General features: G+C 38.7%; 23 protein-coding genes. 4 read left to right on the plus strand and 19 right to left on the minus strand.

The annotated features are described in order from the left end of the window. Nucleotides 1-44 precede the first annotated feature (44 nt). The 8 genes from SB717_RS14250 to SB717_RS14285 form a co-directional block, all read right to left on the minus strand. The gene (locus SB717_RS14250; RefSeq protein WP_081350946.1) at nt 45-1,235 is read right to left on the minus strand and encodes an iron-containing alcohol dehydrogenase; all 1,191 of its coding nucleotides are present in this window, start codon (nt 1,233-1,235) and stop codon (nt 45-47) included. A gap of 244 nt (nt 1,236-1,479) precedes the next feature. Next, nucleotides 1,480-2,628 carry an ABC transporter permease gene (locus SB717_RS14255; RefSeq protein ID WP_410903994.1) on the minus strand — a complete coding sequence of 383 codons (1,149 nt, stop codon included), beginning with the start codon at nt 2,626-2,628 and terminating at the stop codon, nt 1,480-1,482. Between the two features lies 1 nt (nt 2,629). Next, nucleotides 2,630-3,736 (minus strand): ABC transporter permease, encoded by a 1,107-nt coding sequence (locus tag SB717_RS14260; protein WP_074680788.1) that lies wholly within the window; start codon nt 3,734-3,736, stop codon nt 2,630-2,632. Nucleotides 3,737-3,755: 19 nt separating this feature from the next. Next, on the minus strand, nt 3,756-4,694 hold the full coding sequence (locus SB717_RS14265) for an ABC transporter ATP-binding protein (RefSeq protein WP_074680786.1): 939 nt from the start codon (nt 4,692-4,694) through the stop codon (nt 3,756-3,758). A gap of 101 nt (nt 4,695-4,795) precedes the next feature. Continuing rightward, a complete protein-coding gene (locus SB717_RS14270; protein ID WP_410903995.1) occupies nt 4,796-5,917 on the minus strand; it encodes a sensor histidine kinase in 1,122 nt (373 codons plus the stop codon). 4 nt (nt 5,918-5,921) lie between these two features. Further along, nucleotides 5,922-6,560, minus strand: coding sequence for a response regulator (locus SB717_RS14275; RefSeq protein ID WP_074680863.1), 639 nt, complete (start codon nt 6,558-6,560; stop codon nt 5,922-5,924). A 167-nt stretch (nt 6,561-6,727) separates the two neighbouring features. Next, nucleotides 6,728-7,963 (minus strand): Zn-dependent hydrolase, encoded by a 1,236-nt coding sequence (locus tag SB717_RS14280; RefSeq protein ID WP_410903996.1) that lies wholly within the window; start codon nt 7,961-7,963, stop codon nt 6,728-6,730. 299 nt (nt 7,964-8,262) lie between these two features. Next, nucleotides 8,263-8,385, minus strand: coding sequence for a hypothetical protein (locus tag SB717_RS14285; protein ID WP_013057357.1), 123 nt, complete (start codon nt 8,383-8,385; stop codon nt 8,263-8,265). Nucleotides 8,386-8,677: 292 nt separating this feature from the next. Between SB717_RS14285 and SB717_RS14290 the strand changes: the two genes are divergently transcribed. Further along, entirely contained in the window at nt 8,678-9,214 is a 537-nt protein-coding gene (locus SB717_RS14290) for an IseA DL-endopeptidase inhibitor family protein (RefSeq protein ID WP_013057358.1), read from the plus strand. Between the two features lie 154 nt (nt 9,215-9,368). Next, nucleotides 9,369-10,955, plus strand: a complete 1,587-nt coding sequence (locus SB717_RS14295; protein ID WP_410903997.1) for an MptA/MptB family glycosyltransferase — start codon at nt 9,369-9,371, stop codon at nt 10,953-10,955. A 40-nt stretch (nt 10,956-10,995) separates the two neighbouring features. On the opposite strand, the gene SB717_RS14300 is transcribed toward SB717_RS14295, so the two are convergent. Both SB717_RS14300 and SB717_RS14305 read right to left on the minus strand, forming a co-directional pair. Then, complete coding sequence (locus SB717_RS14300; RefSeq protein ID WP_071273915.1) at nt 10,996-11,409, minus strand: GNAT family N-acetyltransferase; 414 nt, start codon at nt 11,407-11,409, stop codon at nt 10,996-10,998. A gap of 131 nt (nt 11,410-11,540) precedes the next feature. Beyond that, nucleotides 11,541-11,738, minus strand: a complete 198-nt coding sequence (locus tag SB717_RS14305) for a hypothetical protein (protein WP_410903998.1) — start codon at nt 11,736-11,738, stop codon at nt 11,541-11,543. A gap of 44 nt (nt 11,739-11,782) precedes the next feature. Here SB717_RS14305 and SB717_RS14310 point away from each other — a divergent pair, with 44 nt between their 5' ends. Further along, the gene (locus tag SB717_RS14310; RefSeq protein ID WP_410904000.1) at nt 11,783-12,745 is read left to right on the plus strand and encodes an aminoglycoside phosphotransferase family protein; all 963 of its coding nucleotides are present in this window, start codon (nt 11,783-11,785) and stop codon (nt 12,743-12,745) included. A gap of 17 nt (nt 12,746-12,762) precedes the next feature. Here the strand turns inward: SB717_RS14310 and SB717_RS14315 are convergent, their stop codons facing one another. From SB717_RS14315 to SB717_RS14330, 4 genes are all read right to left on the minus strand, one after another. After that, complete coding sequence (locus SB717_RS14315; protein WP_410904001.1) at nt 12,763-13,758, minus strand: LLM class flavin-dependent oxidoreductase; 996 nt, start codon at nt 13,756-13,758, stop codon at nt 12,763-12,765. A gap of 14 nt (nt 13,759-13,772) precedes the next feature. Further along, on the minus strand, nt 13,773-14,057 hold the full coding sequence (locus SB717_RS14320) for a DUF3219 family protein (protein ID WP_063247850.1): 285 nt from the start codon (nt 14,055-14,057) through the stop codon (nt 13,773-13,775). Nucleotides 14,058-14,192: 135 nt separating this feature from the next. After that, on the minus strand, nt 14,193-14,786 hold the full coding sequence (uptA, locus tag SB717_RS14325) for an undecaprenyl phosphate transporter UptA (protein WP_013057365.1): 594 nt from the start codon (nt 14,784-14,786) through the stop codon (nt 14,193-14,195). Between the two features lie 94 nt (nt 14,787-14,880). Further along, nucleotides 14,881-15,600, minus strand: a complete 720-nt coding sequence (locus SB717_RS14330; RefSeq protein ID WP_410904002.1) for an endonuclease V — start codon at nt 15,598-15,600, stop codon at nt 14,881-14,883. 268 nt (nt 15,601-15,868) lie between these two features. Between SB717_RS14330 and SB717_RS14335 the strand changes: the two genes are divergently transcribed. Beyond that, a complete protein-coding gene (locus SB717_RS14335) occupies nt 15,869-16,744 on the plus strand; it encodes a glycerophosphodiester phosphodiesterase (RefSeq protein ID WP_410904003.1) in 876 nt (291 codons plus the stop codon). Between the two features lie 34 nt (nt 16,745-16,778). Here the strand turns inward: SB717_RS14335 and SB717_RS14340 are convergent, their stop codons facing one another. From SB717_RS14340 to SB717_RS14360, 5 genes are all read right to left on the minus strand, one after another. Next, complete coding sequence (locus tag SB717_RS14340) at nt 16,779-17,291, minus strand: hypothetical protein (protein ID WP_410904004.1); 513 nt, start codon at nt 17,289-17,291, stop codon at nt 16,779-16,781. Nucleotides 17,292-17,318: 27 nt separating this feature from the next. Then, a complete protein-coding gene (locus tag SB717_RS14345) occupies nt 17,319-17,813 on the minus strand; it encodes a hypothetical protein (RefSeq protein ID WP_410904006.1) in 495 nt (164 codons plus the stop codon). 53 nt (nt 17,814-17,866) lie between these two features. Beyond that, nucleotides 17,867-18,397: an ankyrin repeat domain-containing protein gene (locus tag SB717_RS14350; RefSeq protein WP_410904007.1), complete on the minus strand. Its 531-nt coding sequence runs from the start codon at nt 18,395-18,397 to the stop codon at nt 17,867-17,869. 277 nt (nt 18,398-18,674) lie between these two features. After that, a complete protein-coding gene (locus SB717_RS14355) occupies nt 18,675-19,133 on the minus strand; it encodes an antitoxin YezG family protein (RefSeq protein ID WP_251465928.1) in 459 nt (152 codons plus the stop codon). Then, nucleotides 19,124-19,636, minus strand: coding sequence for an ankyrin repeat domain-containing protein (locus tag SB717_RS14360; protein ID WP_410904008.1), 513 nt, complete (start codon nt 19,634-19,636; stop codon nt 19,124-19,126). The genes SB717_RS14355 and SB717_RS14360 overlap by 10 nt, the downstream gene beginning before the upstream one ends. Nucleotides 19,637-19,660: the final 24 nt, after the last annotated feature.

A 19,660-nucleotide genomic window follows, 5' to 3' on the forward strand; every position in this document is an offset into this window, starting at 1 on the left:
ACGTTTCCCCTTTCATCCCTCATTCAATTTGTCTTGAATGTATCTTATTTTTTATAAAGTGCTGACTCAAACTCATATTCATAGCACGTGTAATACAGCTGGATAATTTCTTCTGCCGTCGGTACAACCGGATGGTTAGCAGGACTTCCGCTTTGAATCGCATCCGCTGCCATTTTCTCAACCGCCGCGTAAAATAACTGGCGATCAATGCCCCACGATTGAAGATTAGGAATCTCTAAGTCGATACAAAGCTGCTTGATGGCTTCAATTAACACATCTGCTCCTTCTTTTTTTGTATATGATACGTTCGGAAAAAGAGCTTGTCCTATTTCACCTAAACGGTCGATTGAAGCCTCTTTTGTATAGTCCAAAATCGCAGGCAGGAGCATCGCATTAGAAATACCGTGCGGCACATGGAATAACGCGCCAATAGGTCGTGACATACCGTGCACTAGAGCAACGGATGAATTTGAAAACGCCATTCCCGCCAGCATAGAAGCATAGGCCATTTCGTTTCTTGCTTGAAGATTTTCTCCATTTCTGTACACTAGACGAATATTTTTCATAATTAGCTCAATTGCTTGAAGCGCAAGTGAATCCGTAAAAGGATGCGCTTTTTTAGATAAATACGCTTCGACCGCATGACTGAGTGCATCAATTCCTGTAGCTGCCGTTACGTGTTTTGGACATGATAGAGTTAATAACGGATCAACAATGGCTGTATCAGGCAATAATTGAGGTCTTGCGAGCATCATTTTTACATCGTACGCCGTGTCTGTAATAACCGTCGCTTTCGTCACTTCTGAGCCTGTTCCAGCAGTCGTAGGCACGGCAACCAAAGGAAGAGGACTATCTTGAAAATCTTGTTGATTTTGAAAATACGTTCGTAGATGCCCCTCATTTGTCATCATAATGGCAACCGCTTTTCCAGTATCGATACAGCTGCCTCCCCCTAAGGCAATAACCACATCGCACTGCTCCGTTTTACATATGGCAAGTGCTTCATCTAGATGAATATCCGTTGGCTCTGAATTTACGCCTGTATACACGGCACAGTCCATGCCAGCTTCTGCTAAGTAACGACGGCAAGTTTCTACATTGCCTGCTTTCGCCATAACGTCATCACTTATAAGCAATGCCTTTGTCCCAAGCAGTGCAGCCTGTTCTCCAATTTTAGAAAATGATCCTTCTCCATATAAAACCGTGCGTGGTACAAGTAGTTCATAAATTCCCACTGTTTTTCCCCCTTTGTTATCTCGCTGACAATCTCTCCTTCCGTATTTCATGCTGCCTTATGTAAGCGATTTCATTTATTTGTGCAAAAAACCGACATGAACTTCGTTTTTCTCCCCTATTTATTCTCTTTTTGTATACCCCTTTCCTCTTTCATTCTAAAATTTCATTTTATATTTTTCAATCTTTTTTTGTAACTTTTTAAAAATTACAAAAAAAGCCAGAGGTATTCTCTGACTTTACCATTTAAATAAACTTTTGAACAGTATTATTTCGATTTAATTTATAAATAGACAGCAGGAAAAAAACGAGTGCAAAAGCTAGTAAAATGCTGATATTCAACCATAGGCTGCTTAAACCAGCTCCTTGTTGAACACTTTTCAACGTACTTAATACCCACGTTTGAGGAAGAAAGTCGGCTATTTTCTGCATCACATCCGGCATAAATTCAGGTGGAAAAAAGCAGCCGGACAGTAAACAAGTTGGCGTGATGATAAGCGTTTGAAGACCATTCGCTGCTTTTGAACTTTCTGTAAAAGCGATAATTACAAGAGACAAGCCGATGGCTACTAGACCAAACAAAACTAAAATGAAAAATAGCTGCCATACGGGAATGTTCATATCGACGTGAAAAAGAGTCGTAATACAAACAAGTGTAATCATTACTTGCAGAGTTAATAAGATCATATTTGTCATAACATTGGATATCACGTATTGCCTTGCACTAACTGGCGAAGCTAGCAGTCTGAAATACGTTCGCTGCTCTTTTTCTTTTGTGATAAGAGCCGATAAATTCACCGCGGAAAAAAGCATAAACATAATTAAATACCCAATTGTCTGCTTGACAATGTTTTGATCGGTTCCTTTGTCTTCAAGGGCATGCGTAGAGACGTGGAATGGCGCTTTTTGATAATTCTCATACATTTGTTTAAACGCAGCATCGTCGCCTTCAGCAGCTTGATTCAGCGCAGAAATAGTATCAATATATTGATACAAATAAGACTTAATAAAGCTCGTTACCTCTGCTCCTTTTATTGAAGTAATCGTAATATGATCTGGTTTGTTCGCTTTGACGCTGTTAGAAAACCCTTTTTCAAAGGTAATAACCGCATCCACTTTCTTTGACGTAATCTCATGATCCACTTCTTTGGCCGTGAGCATTTTAACATTTGTTTTATGCAGCCCTTTTAAAAACTGAACGGTATCGTTTGTAATATCCGTTGAGTCGTGATTGACAACTCCGATATTCACCGAAGCCCCTCCTGCATTTCCATAAATAAGAACGGACATTAAAACCCCTGCAATAGGCAAACCAATAACAAGCACAAGCGTTCTTTTGTTTCTAAGCAGCATATTTCTTAGCATATTTGTGACAAGCCACACGATATTTTTCATGTTATAACCCCTCTCTTTTTCTCAAAAGCACAATGGCTATGCCCAAGAACAAAATAGAGAAGCCTACATTCAACCCGATAACTGAAAGAGAAGCGCCGATATCATTTGTATAAATCAATTTAATAAGTCCATTGTTCATCCAAGTTAAAGGTGATACATTGACGAAGCCTTCTCCAGATCCATTTTGAAAATAGGTTCCTCCTACAATACAAGACACTTGAATAACAACCATAATAATTGCTCTTGCTGCCGCTTCTGTCTTCGTAAGGTAGCTAACTCCTAGTCCAAAGCTAATGGCAAAAAGAATCTGAGATATTAACATTACGAGTACTAAAAGTAAATGATCTCCCCAGTTGGCATCAAAAAAGTATTTAGTCGACATAATCACCACTAATACACAAATAGTGTGAACCAAAACAGTACCTAAAATTTTCCCGACAAAAATTTCAGCTGTTTTAATCGGAGCGGCTACTAATCGATTGGCCGTATTTCGCATACGCTCTCCTCTAATTAAATAACTCGCTGAGATAGATCCGTACAAAACAATCATGGTTGTCATTGAAATAGCGTAGTAGTCTATTGAATTGGGCTGTTTTTGAGAATGAAGGGATGTTTCTTGAATATAATCATGCTTAGACGCACGCAACAGGTTCTCGACTTGCTGAGGATTTACTTTGGCCACTTCCATAGCCACGTTATACTTATCAACAAATGTGCTTAACATACCTTGCACCATGTTAAATTCAATGCTGTTTTCTTCATTTCCGTAGAGATGAATGCCTCCGTCTTTCACTTCTACATAAGCTGTATACCGCTGCTCTTTTACTTCTTTTTTTCCATCCTGATCTTTTTTCAGCGCTTTAAAGTGAATGCCGGATTTTTCTGCGTTTGCAGCAAACTGCTTAAAGGCAGCATATGTTTCCTTACTTGTGTCCATTTTGTAGAGAACGTAACTGTCGTCTATCGTCATGTCATTATTAAAGGCTTGGGACAAAGCTGTTCCTAAAATAAGGACAAGAGCTAGCGGAAAAAGAATCATAAAAACAAATGCACGCTTATCTCGCAGATCACTTTTCATTTCTTTCAAAGCAATTGCAATAATATTCATTCGTTATTCCTCCTTTCTTTTATAAATCTCTTAGACTGCGTCCTGTGAGCGTCAGAAAGACCGTCTCTAAATTTGGTGCTTGCTCCTTGACTGCTTTAATTTCGATATGATGCGTCATTAAATAATGAATGACTTTGTTCAAGTTATTCACTTCGGCATTTGAATTAATTTTAATGATTCCATCTTCGTACGTAACGGCTGTTACTCCCGGAATGTCTTTTAGACCGCTGCAATCTATATCGTCCGCTTCTTTTACTTCAATCCAAATATCTTTTGTATCGGTGATAATCGATTTCAGCTGCTCTTTTGTTCCTTCTGCAATAATCTTGCCGTGATCAATAATTGCAATCTTTGTACATACCTCTTCTACTTCTTCCATATAGTGACTCGTATAAATGATTGTGCTTCCCATTTCATTTAGCTTTTTTACAGATGTTAAAATATAATTTCGCGACTGAGGATCAATGCCAACCGTCGGTTCATCCATAATGATCAGCTTAGGACGATGAGCAATTGCGCATGCGATATTTAACCTTCTTTTCATTCCTCCTGAAAAACTTTTCGGATAAGCCTTTTGTTTATCTAAAAGCCCTACAAACGCTAAAGCTTCTTCCACTCGTTCGTTAAGAAGTGATCCTCTTAATCCGTAGAGACCTGCAAAAAACTTCACATTTTCATAGGCTGTCAAATCTTCATAAATCGCCAAGTCCTGCGGAACAATTCCAATGTTCATCTTTGCGAAATTTCGATGTTTCTTTATATTTTTCCCAAGCACTTCAATATCGCCGCTGTTGCTTTGAAGCAGACTAGCCACCATATGAATCGTTGTGCTTTTTCCTGCTCCATTTGTTCCTAAAAAGCCAAATATATCTCCTTCTTCTACTTGCAAAGACAAATTATCTACCGCAATAAAATCTCCAAATTTCTTTGTTAATTTTTGAATTGATAATACGTTCATCATTTCACCTCTAGTGTGTTGGTATATCCTTATTTTATGAAAAAAAGGCAAACTTACGTCAGTGCATAAGTTCACCTTTTCCCCATGAGAAATCTCACTATTTATGTATGAAGTTTCTCACCTATCGGCAGCAATGTGGTAACAGAAAATCCGTTTGCTCCGTCAACAATCACCGTTCCGTTAATGGAAGCGGCTCGCTCTTCCATCCCTGCTATGCCAAGTCCTTTTTGAAACAAGTGAGCGCCTTTTCCATTGTCTTTGACTTCTACTTTAACCATTTTATTTAGTACGTGAAGCTCAATGGCAATCATCGTTGCTTCTGCATATTTCAAAGCATTCGTAATAGCTTCTGTTATATTTTCATGGATAATTTTCCACTGAAGAGGTGTGATAAGATCTAAATTCCCTTTATATACAAGAGGCATTGCGATACTATGCTTAGCCTCAAATTCACCAATAAATAATTTAAGCCTGCTGATTCCTATTTGCTCAGCTGGAGGCTTTATACTTTTTAACGTTAACCTAATTTCTTCAATGCCTTCTTTCGAAATCGTAATCGCATTTTGAAGAAGAGACAGCGCTTTTTCCTCGTCTTGCTTCATCACATGCTTTGCTGCCTCCATTTGAATAAGCGCTCCTGTCATTGAATGACCAATCTTATCATGAATTTCCTGTGATAATCGATTTCGCTCTTCTAACTTTGAAGCATATTGAGACTGTCTCACATACTCTTTATTTTCATTCACGTGCTTTTGCAGCTTTTGCATACTTACTCTCATTTCATCAAGCTTTTGTTCGTAATTGATTGTCCGCTTTTGATAGAGAGCTGCTCCTGTATAAATAAAGAAAGTAAACGCAGCGACTAACACATACAGCGCGCTACTATCAGAGGGAACAAGCAGCATTGGAAGCAAAACGAGCAGCAGCACCATCCATTTTTTCACGACTGATTCTCCAATAAGCTCACAAAGATTTAGCGGCAAAAAAAGAAAAAACAAAGGATGAAGTTTATACGCACAATATAGAATAAGGACAATTGAACTAACAATAAACATGCGCTTGAACGCGCTCTTTTTCACAATGGACGCTGCAATATTAACACAGCTGTAAAGAAGCAGTGCTAACACAATAGCTGAAATCGAGTGTACATAATTAAACTGAATGTACGTAATAGCCAAAAACAGTATAAGGATGAGCTTAGTCATCATTAATCCGACTTCCATATTCCTACTTCCCTTTACCGGTTAAATAGTAAATAGCAATTTGAGTACGGTGCTCAAGTCCCGTTTTACTTAAAATCGAACTAATATAGTTTGCTACGGTACCTTCTGAAATAAAAAGCGTTTTAGAAATTTCTTTATTTGAAAGCCCTTTGGCAATCAGCGTCATAATGCTCGTTTCACGCTCGGTAAACTGTGTCATATCCGCTTTGGACTGGCGCTCAGTTGCAGCGTTTAAACTTGATTTAATCTTATCAAGCACAACATCTTGCAGAACCGTATGCCCGTTGAAGACACTTTTGATTGCGTCTCGAATGCGCTCTGGTTCTGTATTTTTTAACAAGTAGCCTTTAGCTCCGTTTTTTACGGCATCAATAATATATTCATCATCATCAAACGTAGTTAAAATAAGCGGCTTTGCTTTCGTTAACTCTGAAATAAGCTTTGTAGCCTCTACACCGTCCATAACGGGCATTCTTACATCTAACAATGCAATATCGACGGAATGGTTTTTGCAATATTGAACGGCTTCCTGACCATCTTTTAAAGTAGCGACAACGTCGAACTCCTCGTATGTATTTAATATAATTTTCATTCCTTCTCGAATAAACGAATTATCATCTGCAATAATAATAGTAATTTTCATTTCTTTAAGTGAGAACATCTCACTTTTTTTCACATCCTTCTTTCACATCCATCCGCATGCTTCTCATTTATTGTAGCCATAATAAACCAAAAGTTCAATGCGATAATTCGCAGTCTTTCTAAGCACTAAAAAAGAGCAAACCTCCGCAGGTTTACTCTTTTGCTCCGTTACTTCTGAGCTAACTTAATCACCGTCTCTAAAAGTACATTTACACCCTTTTCGCATTCTTCCCAAGGAGTAAATTCTTCTTCACAATGACTTTTTCCGTTTACGCTCGGAATAAAAATCATAGCCGCCGGAATATAGGTAGCTAAAAACTGTGCGTCATGTCCAGCTCCGCTTACCATTCGCTTGTAGGAATACCCAAGCGAACGAACGGATTCTTCCACTTCATCGCAAACGGTTTTATCAAACCATACGGTATCGCGTCCCCAAAGCTTGGTCACCCGCACTTCGCAGCCTTCTAACAGCTCCGCTTGATTAGGCAGTGATTGAATAATTTTTTCCACAGATGCAATGACATCTTCATCCGTATGTCTCGCTTCAAGCGAAAAAATAACTTTATTTGGAATAACGGTATGAATATTAGGCAGTACATTCATACGACCCATTGTATAGACTAAATTTGAATCTAATCTGCCGAGCTCATGACGAACTTCAGCAATTAAATTATTGGTTGCAAAAAGCGCATCTTTCCGCATATCCATCGGCGTCGTCCCGGCGTGGTCTGACTCCCCGGTAACTTCAATTTCATAACATACCATGCCGAGCACGCACTCCACTACACCGATTGATTTGGCTTCTCGTTCTAAAATAGGCCCTTGCTCAATATGTAATTCTACAAATGCCGATGCTTCAGTAAGGCGGTTACTTGTATCGCCTTCATATCCGCATGATTGAAGGGCTTGCTCAAACGTCACGCCGTCAACATCTGTCTTCTTCATCATAACGTCTTTTTGAAATTTGCCCGATAAAATACCTGAAGCCATCATAGAAGGCTCAAAACGCGCTCCTTCTTCATTCGTAAAGTTAACAATGGTAATCGGCACCTTCGGCTTAATATTATGTTCAACCAGCGTTCTTACTAACTCTAATCCTGCAACTACACCGAGGATTCCGTCAAACCTTCCGCCTTTTTTTACGCTGTCCATGTGTGAGCCAATCACAACAGGCGGCTTATCTTCTAGTCCTTCAAGCGTGGCATAAATACATCCAAGATCGTCAATTTTAATATCCATTCCAAGGTCCCGGCAGCATGAGCAAAAATAGTCTCGTGCTAAGCGATCTTCTTCTGACAGCGCTAAGCGGGTTACACCGTTATTAGGTGTTCGTCCATACTCGGCAAATCGTTCAAGCGTATTTTTTAACCTTTCTCCATTCACTGCTACTTTTTGTCGTTGCAACTCAACCACTCTCCTCATTATTTGGTCATAAAGTGCGTCTAAGGTGCGGTGTTAATGAATATCATTCATTATGACATAAAATAGGCGATATCACTTGAAGTCTGTTAGAACCCCTTCCATTGTTTTTATAATGAAAGTACGCAGTTTGCCTTATGTATCTATTAGCTTCAAAACGTAAATTTCCTGCTTTTTTCTATGAATAATGCACGCGTTATTTATGCATTTTTATTATAAAAATAGCGATAGGTTTTTTTCAAAAAAAAGAGAATTAGTTACTATACTAACTCTCCTCTACATACTTACTTTTTATTTGCTTTCTTCGCAATCGCAATCATTGTAGCCAAAACACCGACTGTAATAATCACAATAGCAATTACAGCAGTGGTAATAATAATTCCTGATGTTACTTCTGAAACACCCATTAGTCTACGTTCTCCTTTTGTGCCTGACCTATTTATCTACATCAGCATAGTGGTCGGTTTATTCCTATTATATACGAACTTGTAAAGCGACGAAATATGTGACACATAATTGACATACTGTTTATATGTTTTCTTTTAATTCTACGTTTTATTTAAGAAAATACGGGAATAATTCAAACATATATAAGAAATACTCTTTATTTCTTTAAAGAAGTATTGTAATATAAATGTAACAATTGTAATATTAACAGCATGAATGTTACATATATTTCAATGAATGAGTAGGAGGGAAATGGAAATGAAAAAAATTGGAATAATCTTAGCATCACTTGCTCTTTTCTTTTCACTAAGCACAGGAGTTACAGCTCAAGCAGCATCACAAAATCTATCAACGACTAATGCGGTAAAAATTGCAGCAAACGCAAGCAACCATTTCTGGAATGCACTTCATGGATCTAAAGGTAATTTATGTACTCAAAAAACATTTAATTATAAAGGCACTCAGTACTCATATCTTTGTCAAGATTTTAATACCAAAAGCAAACTAGTAAGCTACTTATCTGAAACTTTTACAAACAGTGCTATTCAAAAAGGATTAACAAATTATCGCTACATCACATATAACGGAAAGCTTGCTCGTCCTGTCGGTGACGGATTCAGCATGCTAGAGTGGAACAAAGCAAAAGTAAAACTAACTTATCAGCGTGCCGATGTTCGCTCTTATCAATTTACGGTTCCAACGGTTGACGGAGGAAGTGTAAAACGCACCGTTACATTTTATAAATCTGGTTCACAGTGGAAAGTGAATAAGTTTGATGCTGTACTATAAGCAATATAAAAAACAAGGTCTTCTAAGGCCTTGTTTTTTTATGCTCTCTCTTCCTTTCTTTATTAACGAAGTTTCATTTTATTTTCACCAACTCCCCTTATAGTATGGATACACACTACTACTTATTCGATACATTGTCATCGGAGGATTTTATATGAACATACTACAAAAAAGAACGGCTTTTATCGTAATGGCTGCTTTTCTTTTAGCATTTGTTTTCAGTATCGTTTCACTATCACACTATAAAGGAGAAGAACATTTATTTTCGATTCAAGAAAGTCATCAGTTAAAAAAGATTACGAATGGTATATCTGCTCCTGATAATAATTCGAGGGATCATCGTCTTCCTTCAGGAAACGGTCCTGCTTCACCCAGCAATTCCGGAGAACACGTAACGCCTTTTCATAATCTATCTATGGATAACGGTGCCGGAAGTCAAGGAGCTAATAAAGACTATGAAACGCCGCTCGCTCTTTATACGGTGGGCTTTTTTATAGCAGCAGCTTTCGTTTACGGATTAGTAAAGAAAAAGAAATGGCATCATTCGATAGGGCATTCTCGCGTTATTCTATGTTCATTACTCGGCACCGGACTATTTATCCGGATTGCACTGATTCCGTGGGTAGGCTCTCATATGGATACGTCGCTTTTCAAAAACTGGGCATCGGTTGCGGCTAATCATTTTTCAAATTTCTACGCTAAAAGCGGAAGCGATTATCCGCCGTTTTATATTTATATCTTGTTTATCGTTGGGAAAGTTGGCAGTTTACCGGATTTTCAGCAGTATTTTTCGCTGTTGATTAAAATTCCGCCTATTTTAGCCGATGTCGTCACATCTTATTTACTCTATCGTTTAGCTCGTAAATACTTGGCATCTTCTTTTGCCTATCTGTTAGCAATTGGATATTTATTTAATCCAGCCATTTTAGTTAATTCAACGTTTTGGGGGCAAGTCGATTCATTTTTCACTTTGCTTATTGTCCTAGCAATTGTAATGATTACGGAAAAAAGAATTTACGCGTCGGCCGTTATTTTTACAGCAGCGGTCTTAATGAAGCCGCAGGCGATTATTATCCTGCCTATTTTATTTTTCGAACTCATTCGCCTGAAGCAACTGAAGCATTTCTTCGGCATTGCTTTCACTGCTGCTTTCACTGCTGGGGTGATTTTATTGCCTTTTTCAGCTGGAAAAAGTCCTACGTGGATTATTAATTTATTTTTATCCACCATTGGAGAGTACCCGTATGCCTCTGTTAACGCCTATAACTTTTTTAGTTTAATCGGCGCAAACTATAAAGACAGCTCTGCAACGCTGCTGTTTTTCAGCTATCATACGTGGGGACTTATTTTTATTGTCGCGACAACTGTTTTTTCATGGCTTATTTATATAAAAGGACGGAGCTTTAAATACGCCGCTCTTGCAGCGCTTATTCAAATTTCAGGGGTATTTACGTTTTCTTCAAGCATGCATGAACGCTACTTATTTCCAGCAGCAGCGCTTGCTTTAGTGGCTTATATTTATTTAAAAGACAAAAACTTGCTTTACTTATCCCTTGGATTTAGCATCAGTATTTTTATGAACACTTTTTTTGTTTTATACGGCGACAGTAATATGCAAAACAGCACGTCATACCCGTTTTCTATGTTTGCTACGTCTATGCTGAACGTTTTGCTTGTTGTTTATTTAGTAAAAGTTGCTTGGAATTTAGTCCAAAAAAATACGGTTTTAAAAACGGCATAATACAAAAAGCTCAGTGAGTATGATTGATCACTGAGCTTTTTTACATAACAAGCGACATGCCTGGCGCGTCTTCTTCTCTTTCTTGAAACCCTAATTTTTTATAAAAATGATGCTTTCCTTTTGCTGCAAACAGCTGAATCGATTCAATTCCGCTTTCTTGACATTTCGTCAACAGCTCTTGAATAATTTGCTTTCCAAGCCCTTTGTTTTGGTATGTGGGATCCACCATCACGTCGCAAATAAGCGCTTGGTAAATTCCGTCTGAAATCATACGGCCAAATGCAATTAATTGTTCATTGTCATAAATACCGACTCTAAACCAGCTGTTGGCTGCGGCTTCAAACAGCTGCTCTTTTGTATAATTTCCTTTTTTACTTTTATGTAATCCGCTCGCTTCATGCAGATCAGCAAACTGCTCAAATGGCGGAACCTCTTTTTTTATTACGTAGGACACGTTCATTCTCCTCTCAATACCGTTACTTTCTATATTATATTTATACATCAAAAAGAATAATAATTCAACATTTTTATCTAGTTATCTTGTTACCCTTTCTCCAAATAAAAAAACTGCCAAACGGCAGTTTTTTAGGCTTGTACTGATTTTTTTCGTTTTTTAAGATCAATTCCTGCAATGATAAGCAAAATGACTCCAAGAACAATCATGATTTTACTCACTGTTTCTAGCCACTCCGGTGCGCTTCCAGCAAGTAAAGGTGAAAACCCAATGATATAAACCGGAAACCCCGCGAGAGCCCAAGGGAATTTCACCTTCTTTTTCTTCATATGTAGGATCTCCTCTTTCTTTACAGATTCTATGTAGACTGTATATGATGAGTTTATCAGAAAAAATTGGAAACAACAAAGGAGACAGACGCATGTATACGCTGCCTCAAACATTTTGTGATACGATTACTCACCTTCACTCTTATAAAGGTCAAAAATGGCTAACTGACTTTCCTCAGCTTATTCACTACTGTGAAGAGCGCTGGCTTATCAACATTCACAGTCACTTCCCTCTTTCTTATCACTTTGTTGCCCCTGCGCGCAAAGCAGATGGAAGCGAACTAGTTGCCAAACTCTTTGTAGAGCCTTCAGAGCTGCTTCATGAGCAAGAAGCACTGACAGCACTAGCTGGTGAGAACACGGTAAAGGTCGTGGACAGCGATGCTGAAAAAGGCATTTTACTGCTTGAAAAGCTATCTCCCGGATGCCCGCTTTCCTCTTTATCAACTAAAGAAGAAGCTACGTTAATCGCTGCTAGGCTTATGAAATCTCTGTGGCGCGTGCCTCACTCGGACTCCACTATCGAAACAGCCGTTAAAAGAGAGAAACAGCTTCGAGAGTATACACAAATGTATCCAAGCGGTATTGATTTTCTTTCTTCTGAAACGCTTCAACACGCACTATCCGTTTTCTCTGAATTAAACCGCACTTCTCAGCAGCTTTTTCTGCTTCACGGCGACTTGCATCATGATAACATCTTACAGTCTGGTGAAGCGTGGAAAATAATTGATCCAAAAGGGTTAATTGGAGAAAAAGAGTACGAAATCATCCCTTTTCTTTTAAATCATCTGCCTAAGACAAACGTGGCAGAGACAATTGACCATCGAATCAATATATTTGTACAAGAACTGAACGTAAGTAAAAAACGCATCTTACTGTGGGGATACGCTCATTCTGTACTAGCCACGTGCTGGTTAATAGAGGACCGCCAAGACGCCGCTTCTTTTTTACGTGCTATAGAAGCATTTCAGCACTTATATGAACGCTATTACGGATACAAAAAATAAGAGCCTAATCAAGGCTCTTATTTTTTACATTTCTCTGCTACAAGCTCATACGATTTTAATCGGTCAGCCGGATCGTGCGTAATGGTGACAAGCATGAGTTCATCCGCTCCGTAGCGTGCTTGAACTTCTTGAAGACGGACGTGTACTTCTTCCGGGTCTCCGATAATCATGGCTTCTTTCATTTTCTTCATTTTTTTCTCTTCTTCTTCTGTAAGCGGATAGCTGGCCGCTTCTTCAATAGAAGGCACACCTTTTGCTTCCATTTTATCCTGCTGAATTTTCCATAGAAGTGAGCTCGTTGCGATGCGATGGGCTTGCTCGGCTGTTTCAGCGCAAATGACCGATACAGTGACAATCGCATAGGGCTGATCTCCGTTTCGTCTCGGCTGAAATGCCTGTTTGTACTGATCAATAATAGCTGAACCGTCTTGTTCACTCATAAACTGGCCGAACGTATAGGCCATTCCGTTCCTAGCGGCAAGCTCGGCACTTTTTTTACTTGTGCCAAGCAGCCACGGTTCGGGAGTGACAGGCGGAAGCGGCGAAGCTGAAAGCTTTGCGTATTCATGTTCAGCCGGAAACTTATCGTCTAAAAACTGCAGAAGCTCTTTAACAAGTTCAGGCATTTTAAATACTTGCTGCAAAAAATTATCCGACAGCGCATTTGTTGCTTCAGCTGATCCACCCGGCGCGCGCCCAATCCCTAAATCAACGCGCCCTGGAAACAGCGTTGCGAGCATGTTATACGTTTCAGCTACTTTATACGGCTTGTAGTGAGGCAGCAGCACCGCTCCCGATCCAATTCGAATTCTATTAGTCTGTGCGCCGATATAGCCAAGCATCACTTCAGGAGCCGAACAGGCAAGTCCAGACAAATCATGATGCTCTGCAATCCAGTAGCGCTCATAGCCAAGCTTGTCACCCGCTTTGGCCAGCTGCATCGATGCTTCTAACGCTTCCGCTGGGGTCTGATGGGATGAAACGGGCGATTGGTCGAGTATACTTACTTTCATCACGCATCTGCTCCTTATTCGTTCACTTCAATTAAACTTAATGAAAAATCCCCTACCTGGCCTTTTTCATATAAATTGGTAAAAGACGTAGAGTACTGATGAATCGTTCCTTGAAAATCCAGATCTTCTTCCGGGACATTTACATGAAAAGTACCTTTATATAAAAGTGTAGTAATATCATGATATTCCTCACTTGTTACTTTAAAATCAACTGAAACTTTTGTTTTGCCTTTTACAATTTCTTGTTCATAGCTGTAAATTTGAATAGGCATATCATTTAATACAATTTCTTGTACCACGTTAAATCGTCTCCTTTTTTAGTGCGTATGAAAAATAATAGCACTTGAAGAAGTCATGAGCAAATAAAAGAGCTTCTGGTTGCGCATGCAAAAAAAGCATGGCTTTTTTGCCATGCTTTTAGTCCAAAAACGATCTTATACGCGCTTTGTACGCGTGCGTTTGAATACGAAATAAAGAACAATAATCACAAATGCCGCAACCACAAACGGAAGCGTATATTTGCTTGCTACGTCTTCAATGTTTGCCCAGTTCTCGCCTAGCTTTCCGCCTAAGTAAATAAATAAAATCGACCAAGGAATCATCGCTAACACGGTTAAAGACGTAAACTTCCAAAACGGCATTTTAGCAATACCTGCAGGAATCGAAATTGCATGTCGAACAACAGGGACAAAACGAGCGGAGAAAACAACGCCCGCGCCGTATTTATTAAACCAGTTTTCCGCAAGATCAATATGCTTATCATGAATGAATAAGTACTTGCCGTATTTTTGAAGAAACGGACGTCCTCCGTAGGCTCCAATCCAATATAAAAACCACTGTGCAATCGTCCCGCCAATAATTCCGGCAATGACTGCTCCAGGAAAACTAATCATACCTTGAGAAATCATATACCCCCCGTAGGCTAGTACAATTTCACTTGGAATGATTTCAATCATTAAGCCGAGCGCAATACCTAAATAGCCAAGGCTCGTTAAAAAATCCAATATACTCGCAACAAATGAACTCACCTTTAATCACCTTACTCATTCTTTAATAATTTTACACTACTACTATATTCCAACCATCAGTATAAAAGGAAACTATGAACTCACTATGAACAGCTTACTTCCCTGCTGACTGCCGGTACCTTTTCCGCAGCTCATGCGTATGCAGATCCGCTAGGCGGACCGGAATCGGAAGCTTACTTTCTTTTGAAATAAAATGCATCATAAGCTGATATGACATGTCCAAATCAATATAGTTTCCGCACGACAGAAAAATAGGCTTTATCCCTTTGGCTGTCCTTACTACTCTACCATAAACTTCATCATCAATCACAATATCTTCATAAGCGCCCTCTGTATCTTCAGGCATAACGTAATCATGTCCCTTGATCTTTAAATAGCTTTTCCCAATTCCAACGGTAGGTGTATTGAGAAAAAACGAAGCATGTGTGGCTACTCCTATGTGCTCGTAGTGCAAATATCCGTTGCCATCAAATAAAAACACGTCGGGCTCTATTTGAAGTTTTTTAGCCGCTTCAAGAATTAAAGGAAGCTCTCGAAAAGCTAGGAATCCAGGAAGATAAGGAACGGTTACTTCTCCTACACTGTGCACTTTTTCTACAACGTTTTTCGTCTGATAATCAACCACTACAATGCTGCAAGCTCCGTAAGATATGCCGTTTTCTTCCCAATACGCAACATCAACACCAGCACAGTTATGTATATGCGTCATTTTGACCCGTGATGTTAAATCAATTTGTGCTTTTAGCTTTTGCTGAAGCGTCCGGCACTCTTCTTTCGTTTGCATCGTAAACGTATGTATGTACTGAATATCCATGTTCCATTCCTTTCATTGACTGACTCACCTATTATACAACTATTTTCTAAGAAATTCCTATTCTTTTTTTCACCCTTTTTATTATAGCGCTGTTTCCTTAACGTTTGATTAAAATCCCTATTCGTTTACGCATTTTTTGTAAACATCACCATGAAAAAATCCCTAGTTTTCTTTACGAAATGTCAACGCTTTCTACACACTTCCTCTATATCAGCATCACATTTTTTCGTTACGCTATTTCTATACTAACGCATAGGAGAGAAACGTGATGAAAAAATATTTAGCTGGTCTAAGCGCAGTCGCCTTATTATGCTGTTCGATTGCTTCTTCTGCTTTTGCACGCACGGAAGAAAAACTCACAAATATCGCGCACCGAGGAGCCTCTGCTTACGCACCTGAAAATACAATGGCTGCTTTTCACCAAGCGCTAGAAATGAATGCGGATTACATTGAACTTGACGTGCAGCAAAGCAAAGACGGTGTACTCGTTATTATGCACGACCGTACCGTAGACCGAACAACAAACGGAAGCGGACACGTTCGAGAGCTAACGTACGCTGAGCTTCAGCGCTTGGATGCAGGAAGCTGGAAAGACAATTCATTTGCGAATGAAAAAATTCCAACTCTTTCACAAGTGTTAGATGAATTTCAAGGAAAAATCGGTATATTAATAGAGTTAAAAGCGCCGGAACTTTATCCTGGAATTGAAAAAAAAGTAGCTTTTGAAATCAACAAGCGACAGCTCGATCACATTATCATTCAGTCTTTTAACGTTTCATCCATGAAAAAAATGCATGAGCTTCTCCCAAACATTCCTATAGGCATACTAACTTCCTCAGAACGAGACGCAAACCCAAATTCAATCCAGCAATTCGCCGCTTTTGCCACTTACTTTAACCCGTCCTATGACATACTAACGCCTGCTCTCATCCACCAAGTTCATTCTGCCGGAATGAAAATATCGCCGTGGTCTGGAACCAAGCGGCTTCCCGCTTCATTTTTGTGGAAAACAAAAAGTGACGGAGTGATTACAAATTATCCTGATGAAGTGAATTGGGTGCAAACATCAAGTACTATCGGACAACAGCTCGAAAAAGGCAGCGCCCGCCGAGTAATTACACTTGCCGTCACAATGTGGCCATAGTTCCTGTAATCTTTTACTAGTAACCTCGTCTTCCTTACTGCCTTTTTAACGCTTCAATACGTTTAATTTCATTGAAATACTGAAAGTTCCCTTTAAAACATCTCTCCATCGTTTTAAAAAACTGCTCCGCTCCTCCTAACACCATCATAAAAAAGTCTTGTTTCAGAAGCACTGCTTTTACGGGAGGAGATGTATGCAAGGTATACAGTATAAACTGTTCAGAAGCCGATTTTAAGGTTAATGCTAACGCTTGATCTGGAAAATTCATCTCTCCATACCCGGTCTCTTTTAAACTCTCCATTGCATTCAACAAATAAAGCCACATCCCATCTATAACGTCCCATGCAGATGCATCAAGAAGCGGCTCACCGTAGTATTCGAGCTTAATAGCTCCTTCAAGGCAAGTAAAATCAAGCTGATTACCGTAACGAATGAGTTCTGCTTCATTTGATATCTCGATAAAATAGGTAGATTCCTTTTCATATAGAGATGATAAATCGGTAATCAAAATATCTGGACGCTTAATGAATGTTTGAACACGAAACAACGTTATCCCTCCATGCTCTGTTTACTTTCACAGCTCAAATAAATTTTCTGCGTCCTTATTTATCCAATACTTTTCTATTTCTGGAATCAAACCTGTAAAGTCTTCATACGTTCCTTCCCAATCGCTTGGAATATATTCTTCAAATGAAGCCGACTCAGGAAACAGTGAGTAGAACGTTTTTTCATCAAAGTCCACCAAAAACGAAGGGCTAAAATCTAATACGTCTTCTTCATCTACGCTTTCTATTTTATCTTCAAACAGCTTTAAAAGAGTAGCTGCATCTGCTTTATACGACTCTATACGTTTTAAAAAAAGCTCAGCATTTTCACTGCTAAGAACCTCGATTCCTTTTCGTTCAGGTTCCATGTATTCATCAACGGCTAAATCACCTTCATTTTCAAAAGCTTGTGCAAACTTTACATAATCTAAATACCATAGCTCTCGATCGGTTACATACCATTGAAACTGCTTTTTATGTACCACTCCGACAATTACGTTTTCAGCATATATAGGTTCTAGCATGAGATGGACCTCCTTGCTTTTATTAGCTTTGTGAACTGTTATATACGATTTAATTAATCTTTAAGCACTCTCTTTTGTACTTTTTCATTCAGCCTTCGCTTTAAATATTCAGCAATTTCTATTTGTCCAAATTCCTTAGCATATCGGTACGCATCCATATCCTCGATATTCTCTCCGGCATATTGAACGGAAATATCTATACCTTGATCAACTAGATGTTCAACTACTTCTTTATGACCACCGTAAATTGCTGCGAATAATGGATTTCTTTTTGCTGAGCTTACATCTAATTCTGCTCCAGATTGGATTAAGTACTGTACTATATCTACATGCCCCTCACCTGCTGCCACTCGTAAGGGAGAAGCATCAAATATATCACCTTTTATATTTACATCGATTCCTTTATGCACTAGATACTCTACTATGTCCATCTGTCCTTTTTTTGCTGCTATATGCAACCAGCTGCCAAATGGAGTCATGGTGTGTAGAATTTCTTTATTCCTACCTATTAATTCTTTGACTGAGTTAATGTCACCACGTTTAATTGCATTTCTTATTGCCTTATTGACGCTGTTTTTCTCCAAATCATATCCCCCTTAATTTAGCTGTTTCTACCGTTTTTACTTTTAAATAGTTGTGGTCAGTGAACTTCACTGTCATACTCGTAGTTCTTTTAACACTTTTGTTCGCAGATCATTCACTGTTTTCCTATTCGTATCATCATTTAATAAAGAAGTTAATCTTTCTATGTAACTATCCGCATTCTCTACATCTTTTAAAACCATTTATAAAATGCTCTACTAATTCCCTCACTATGATGAGCTTAATGCCTCCCTCCATATATCTTTTGCTCTTCTATGATTATGAAAGAAATTTTTTTATGATCTTTTTATCATATTCATCTTCTGAAATAATCCCTAAGTACTTATACTCCCAAATCACCTGTTGTTCATACGGGTCAACAGTAAGAATATCTTCATACCCGTAGTCTATCTCAAATTCCCCATCATGATCTAAATGCAGAGTTAAACTTGTCCATATCTCCTGCTTGTTTTCTATAAATACATCTAACAACTCACGAAAGCACTCTAACTGTTTATCTAATAACACTAAGTAGCTCTGTTCTGACACCTCAAATAGTTCAGGTATATCATGACTATATATAGGTTCATCGCTTCCTTTTGGATAATAAAAGAAATACGTTGTTTGAGAACCTTCTCCTACTTCTGCATACAAATAGATTTCTCGCCAGTCTTCTTGTATCATTTCCTTTAAATTATCGGCCACCTTTTGATAAATATTATTAAGCTTTAATTCCATTTACTGTCCACCTTCTGCTTTAAATATTCAGCAATTTCTATTTGTCCTCGTTCAATCGCAAATTCATAGGCATCCATATTTTTCATCGTATCCCCTGTATATGTTACAGTAATATCAATACCACTCTGAACAAGGTATTTTACAATATCAAGATGACCACCATAAATCGCTGAAAATAAAGGATTTCTACTCGAATCGCTTACATCTAATACTGCACCTCTATCGTATAAGTACTGAACTATGCTAAATTCACCTACACTCGCTGCATGTGCAATTGGCGCTGACTTTGGTACACCTTCATTTGTGTTAATATCCATCCCGTATTCAACTAGGAACTTTATCATATCAAGGCTACCAGCTCTAACAGCCACGTGTAGCCACGTTCCAAAAGGAGTTATAAATTCAAGCAGCCTTTTATCTGCAATCAGAATCTCTTTTGCTTGTTCTGTATCACCGTTCTTAATGAAATCATAGGTTTTAACTGCTTTTTCCTTATTATCCATAGAAACCTCCTAAGATATTTTTGT

Source organism: Priestia sp. SIMBA_032 (genome assembly GCF_046535215.1).
Classification (GTDB): Bacteria; Bacillota; Bacilli; order Bacillales; family Bacillaceae_H; genus Priestia; species Priestia aryabhattai.

Bases quoted from the DNA above. Each gene is read 5' to 3' on its own strand.
- SB717_RS14330 (WP_410904002.1), bottom strand. From the start codon at position 15,600: ATGGATATTCAGTACATACATACGTTTACGATGCAAACGAAAGAAGAG.
- SB717_RS14360 (WP_410904008.1), bottom strand. From the start codon at position 19,636: ATGGATAATAAGGAAAAAGCAGTTAAAACCTATGATTTCATTAAGAAC.
- SB717_RS14335 (WP_410904003.1), top strand. From the start codon at position 15,869: ATGAAAAAATATTTAGCTGGTCTAAGCGCAGTCGCCTTATTATGCTGT.
- SB717_RS14270 (WP_410903995.1), bottom strand. From the start codon at position 5,917: ATGGAAGTCGGATTAATGATGACTAAGCTCATCCTTATACTGTTTTTG.
- SB717_RS14290 (WP_013057358.1), top strand. From the start codon at position 8,678: ATGGAAATGAAAAAAATTGGAATAATCTTAGCATCACTTGCTCTTTTC.
- SB717_RS14315 (WP_410904001.1), bottom strand. From the start codon at position 13,758: ATGAAAGTAAGTATACTCGACCAATCGCCCGTTTCATCCCATCAGACC.
- SB717_RS14305 (WP_410903998.1), bottom strand. From the start codon at position 11,738: ATGAAGAAAAAGAAGGTGAAATTCCCTTGGGCTCTCGCGGGGTTTCCG.
- SB717_RS14295 (WP_410903997.1), top strand. From the start codon at position 9,369: ATGAACATACTACAAAAAAGAACGGCTTTTATCGTAATGGCTGCTTTT.
- SB717_RS14265 (WP_074680786.1), bottom strand. From the start codon at position 4,694: ATGAACGTATTATCAATTCAAAAATTAACAAAGAAATTTGGAGATTTT.
- SB717_RS14285 (WP_013057357.1), bottom strand. From the start codon at position 8,385: ATGGGTGTTTCAGAAGTAACATCAGGAATTATTATTACCACTGCTGTA.
- SB717_RS14260 (WP_074680788.1), bottom strand. From the start codon at position 3,736: ATGAATATTATTGCAATTGCTTTGAAAGAAATGAAAAGTGATCTGCGA.
- SB717_RS14355 (WP_251465928.1), bottom strand. From the start codon at position 19,133: ATGGAATTAAAGCTTAATAATATTTATCAAAAGGTGGCCGATAATTTA.
- SB717_RS14310 (WP_410904000.1), top strand. From the start codon at position 11,783: ATGATGAGTTTATCAGAAAAAATTGGAAACAACAAAGGAGACAGACGC.
- SB717_RS14255 (WP_410903994.1), bottom strand. From the start codon at position 2,628: ATGAAAAATATCGTGTGGCTTGTCACAAATATGCTAAGAAATATGCTG.
- SB717_RS14345 (WP_410904006.1), bottom strand. From the start codon at position 17,813: ATGCTAGAACCTATATATGCTGAAAACGTAATTGTCGGAGTGGTACAT.
- SB717_RS14275 (WP_074680863.1), bottom strand. From the start codon at position 6,560: ATGAAAATTACTATTATTATTGCAGATGATAATTCGTTTATTCGAGAA.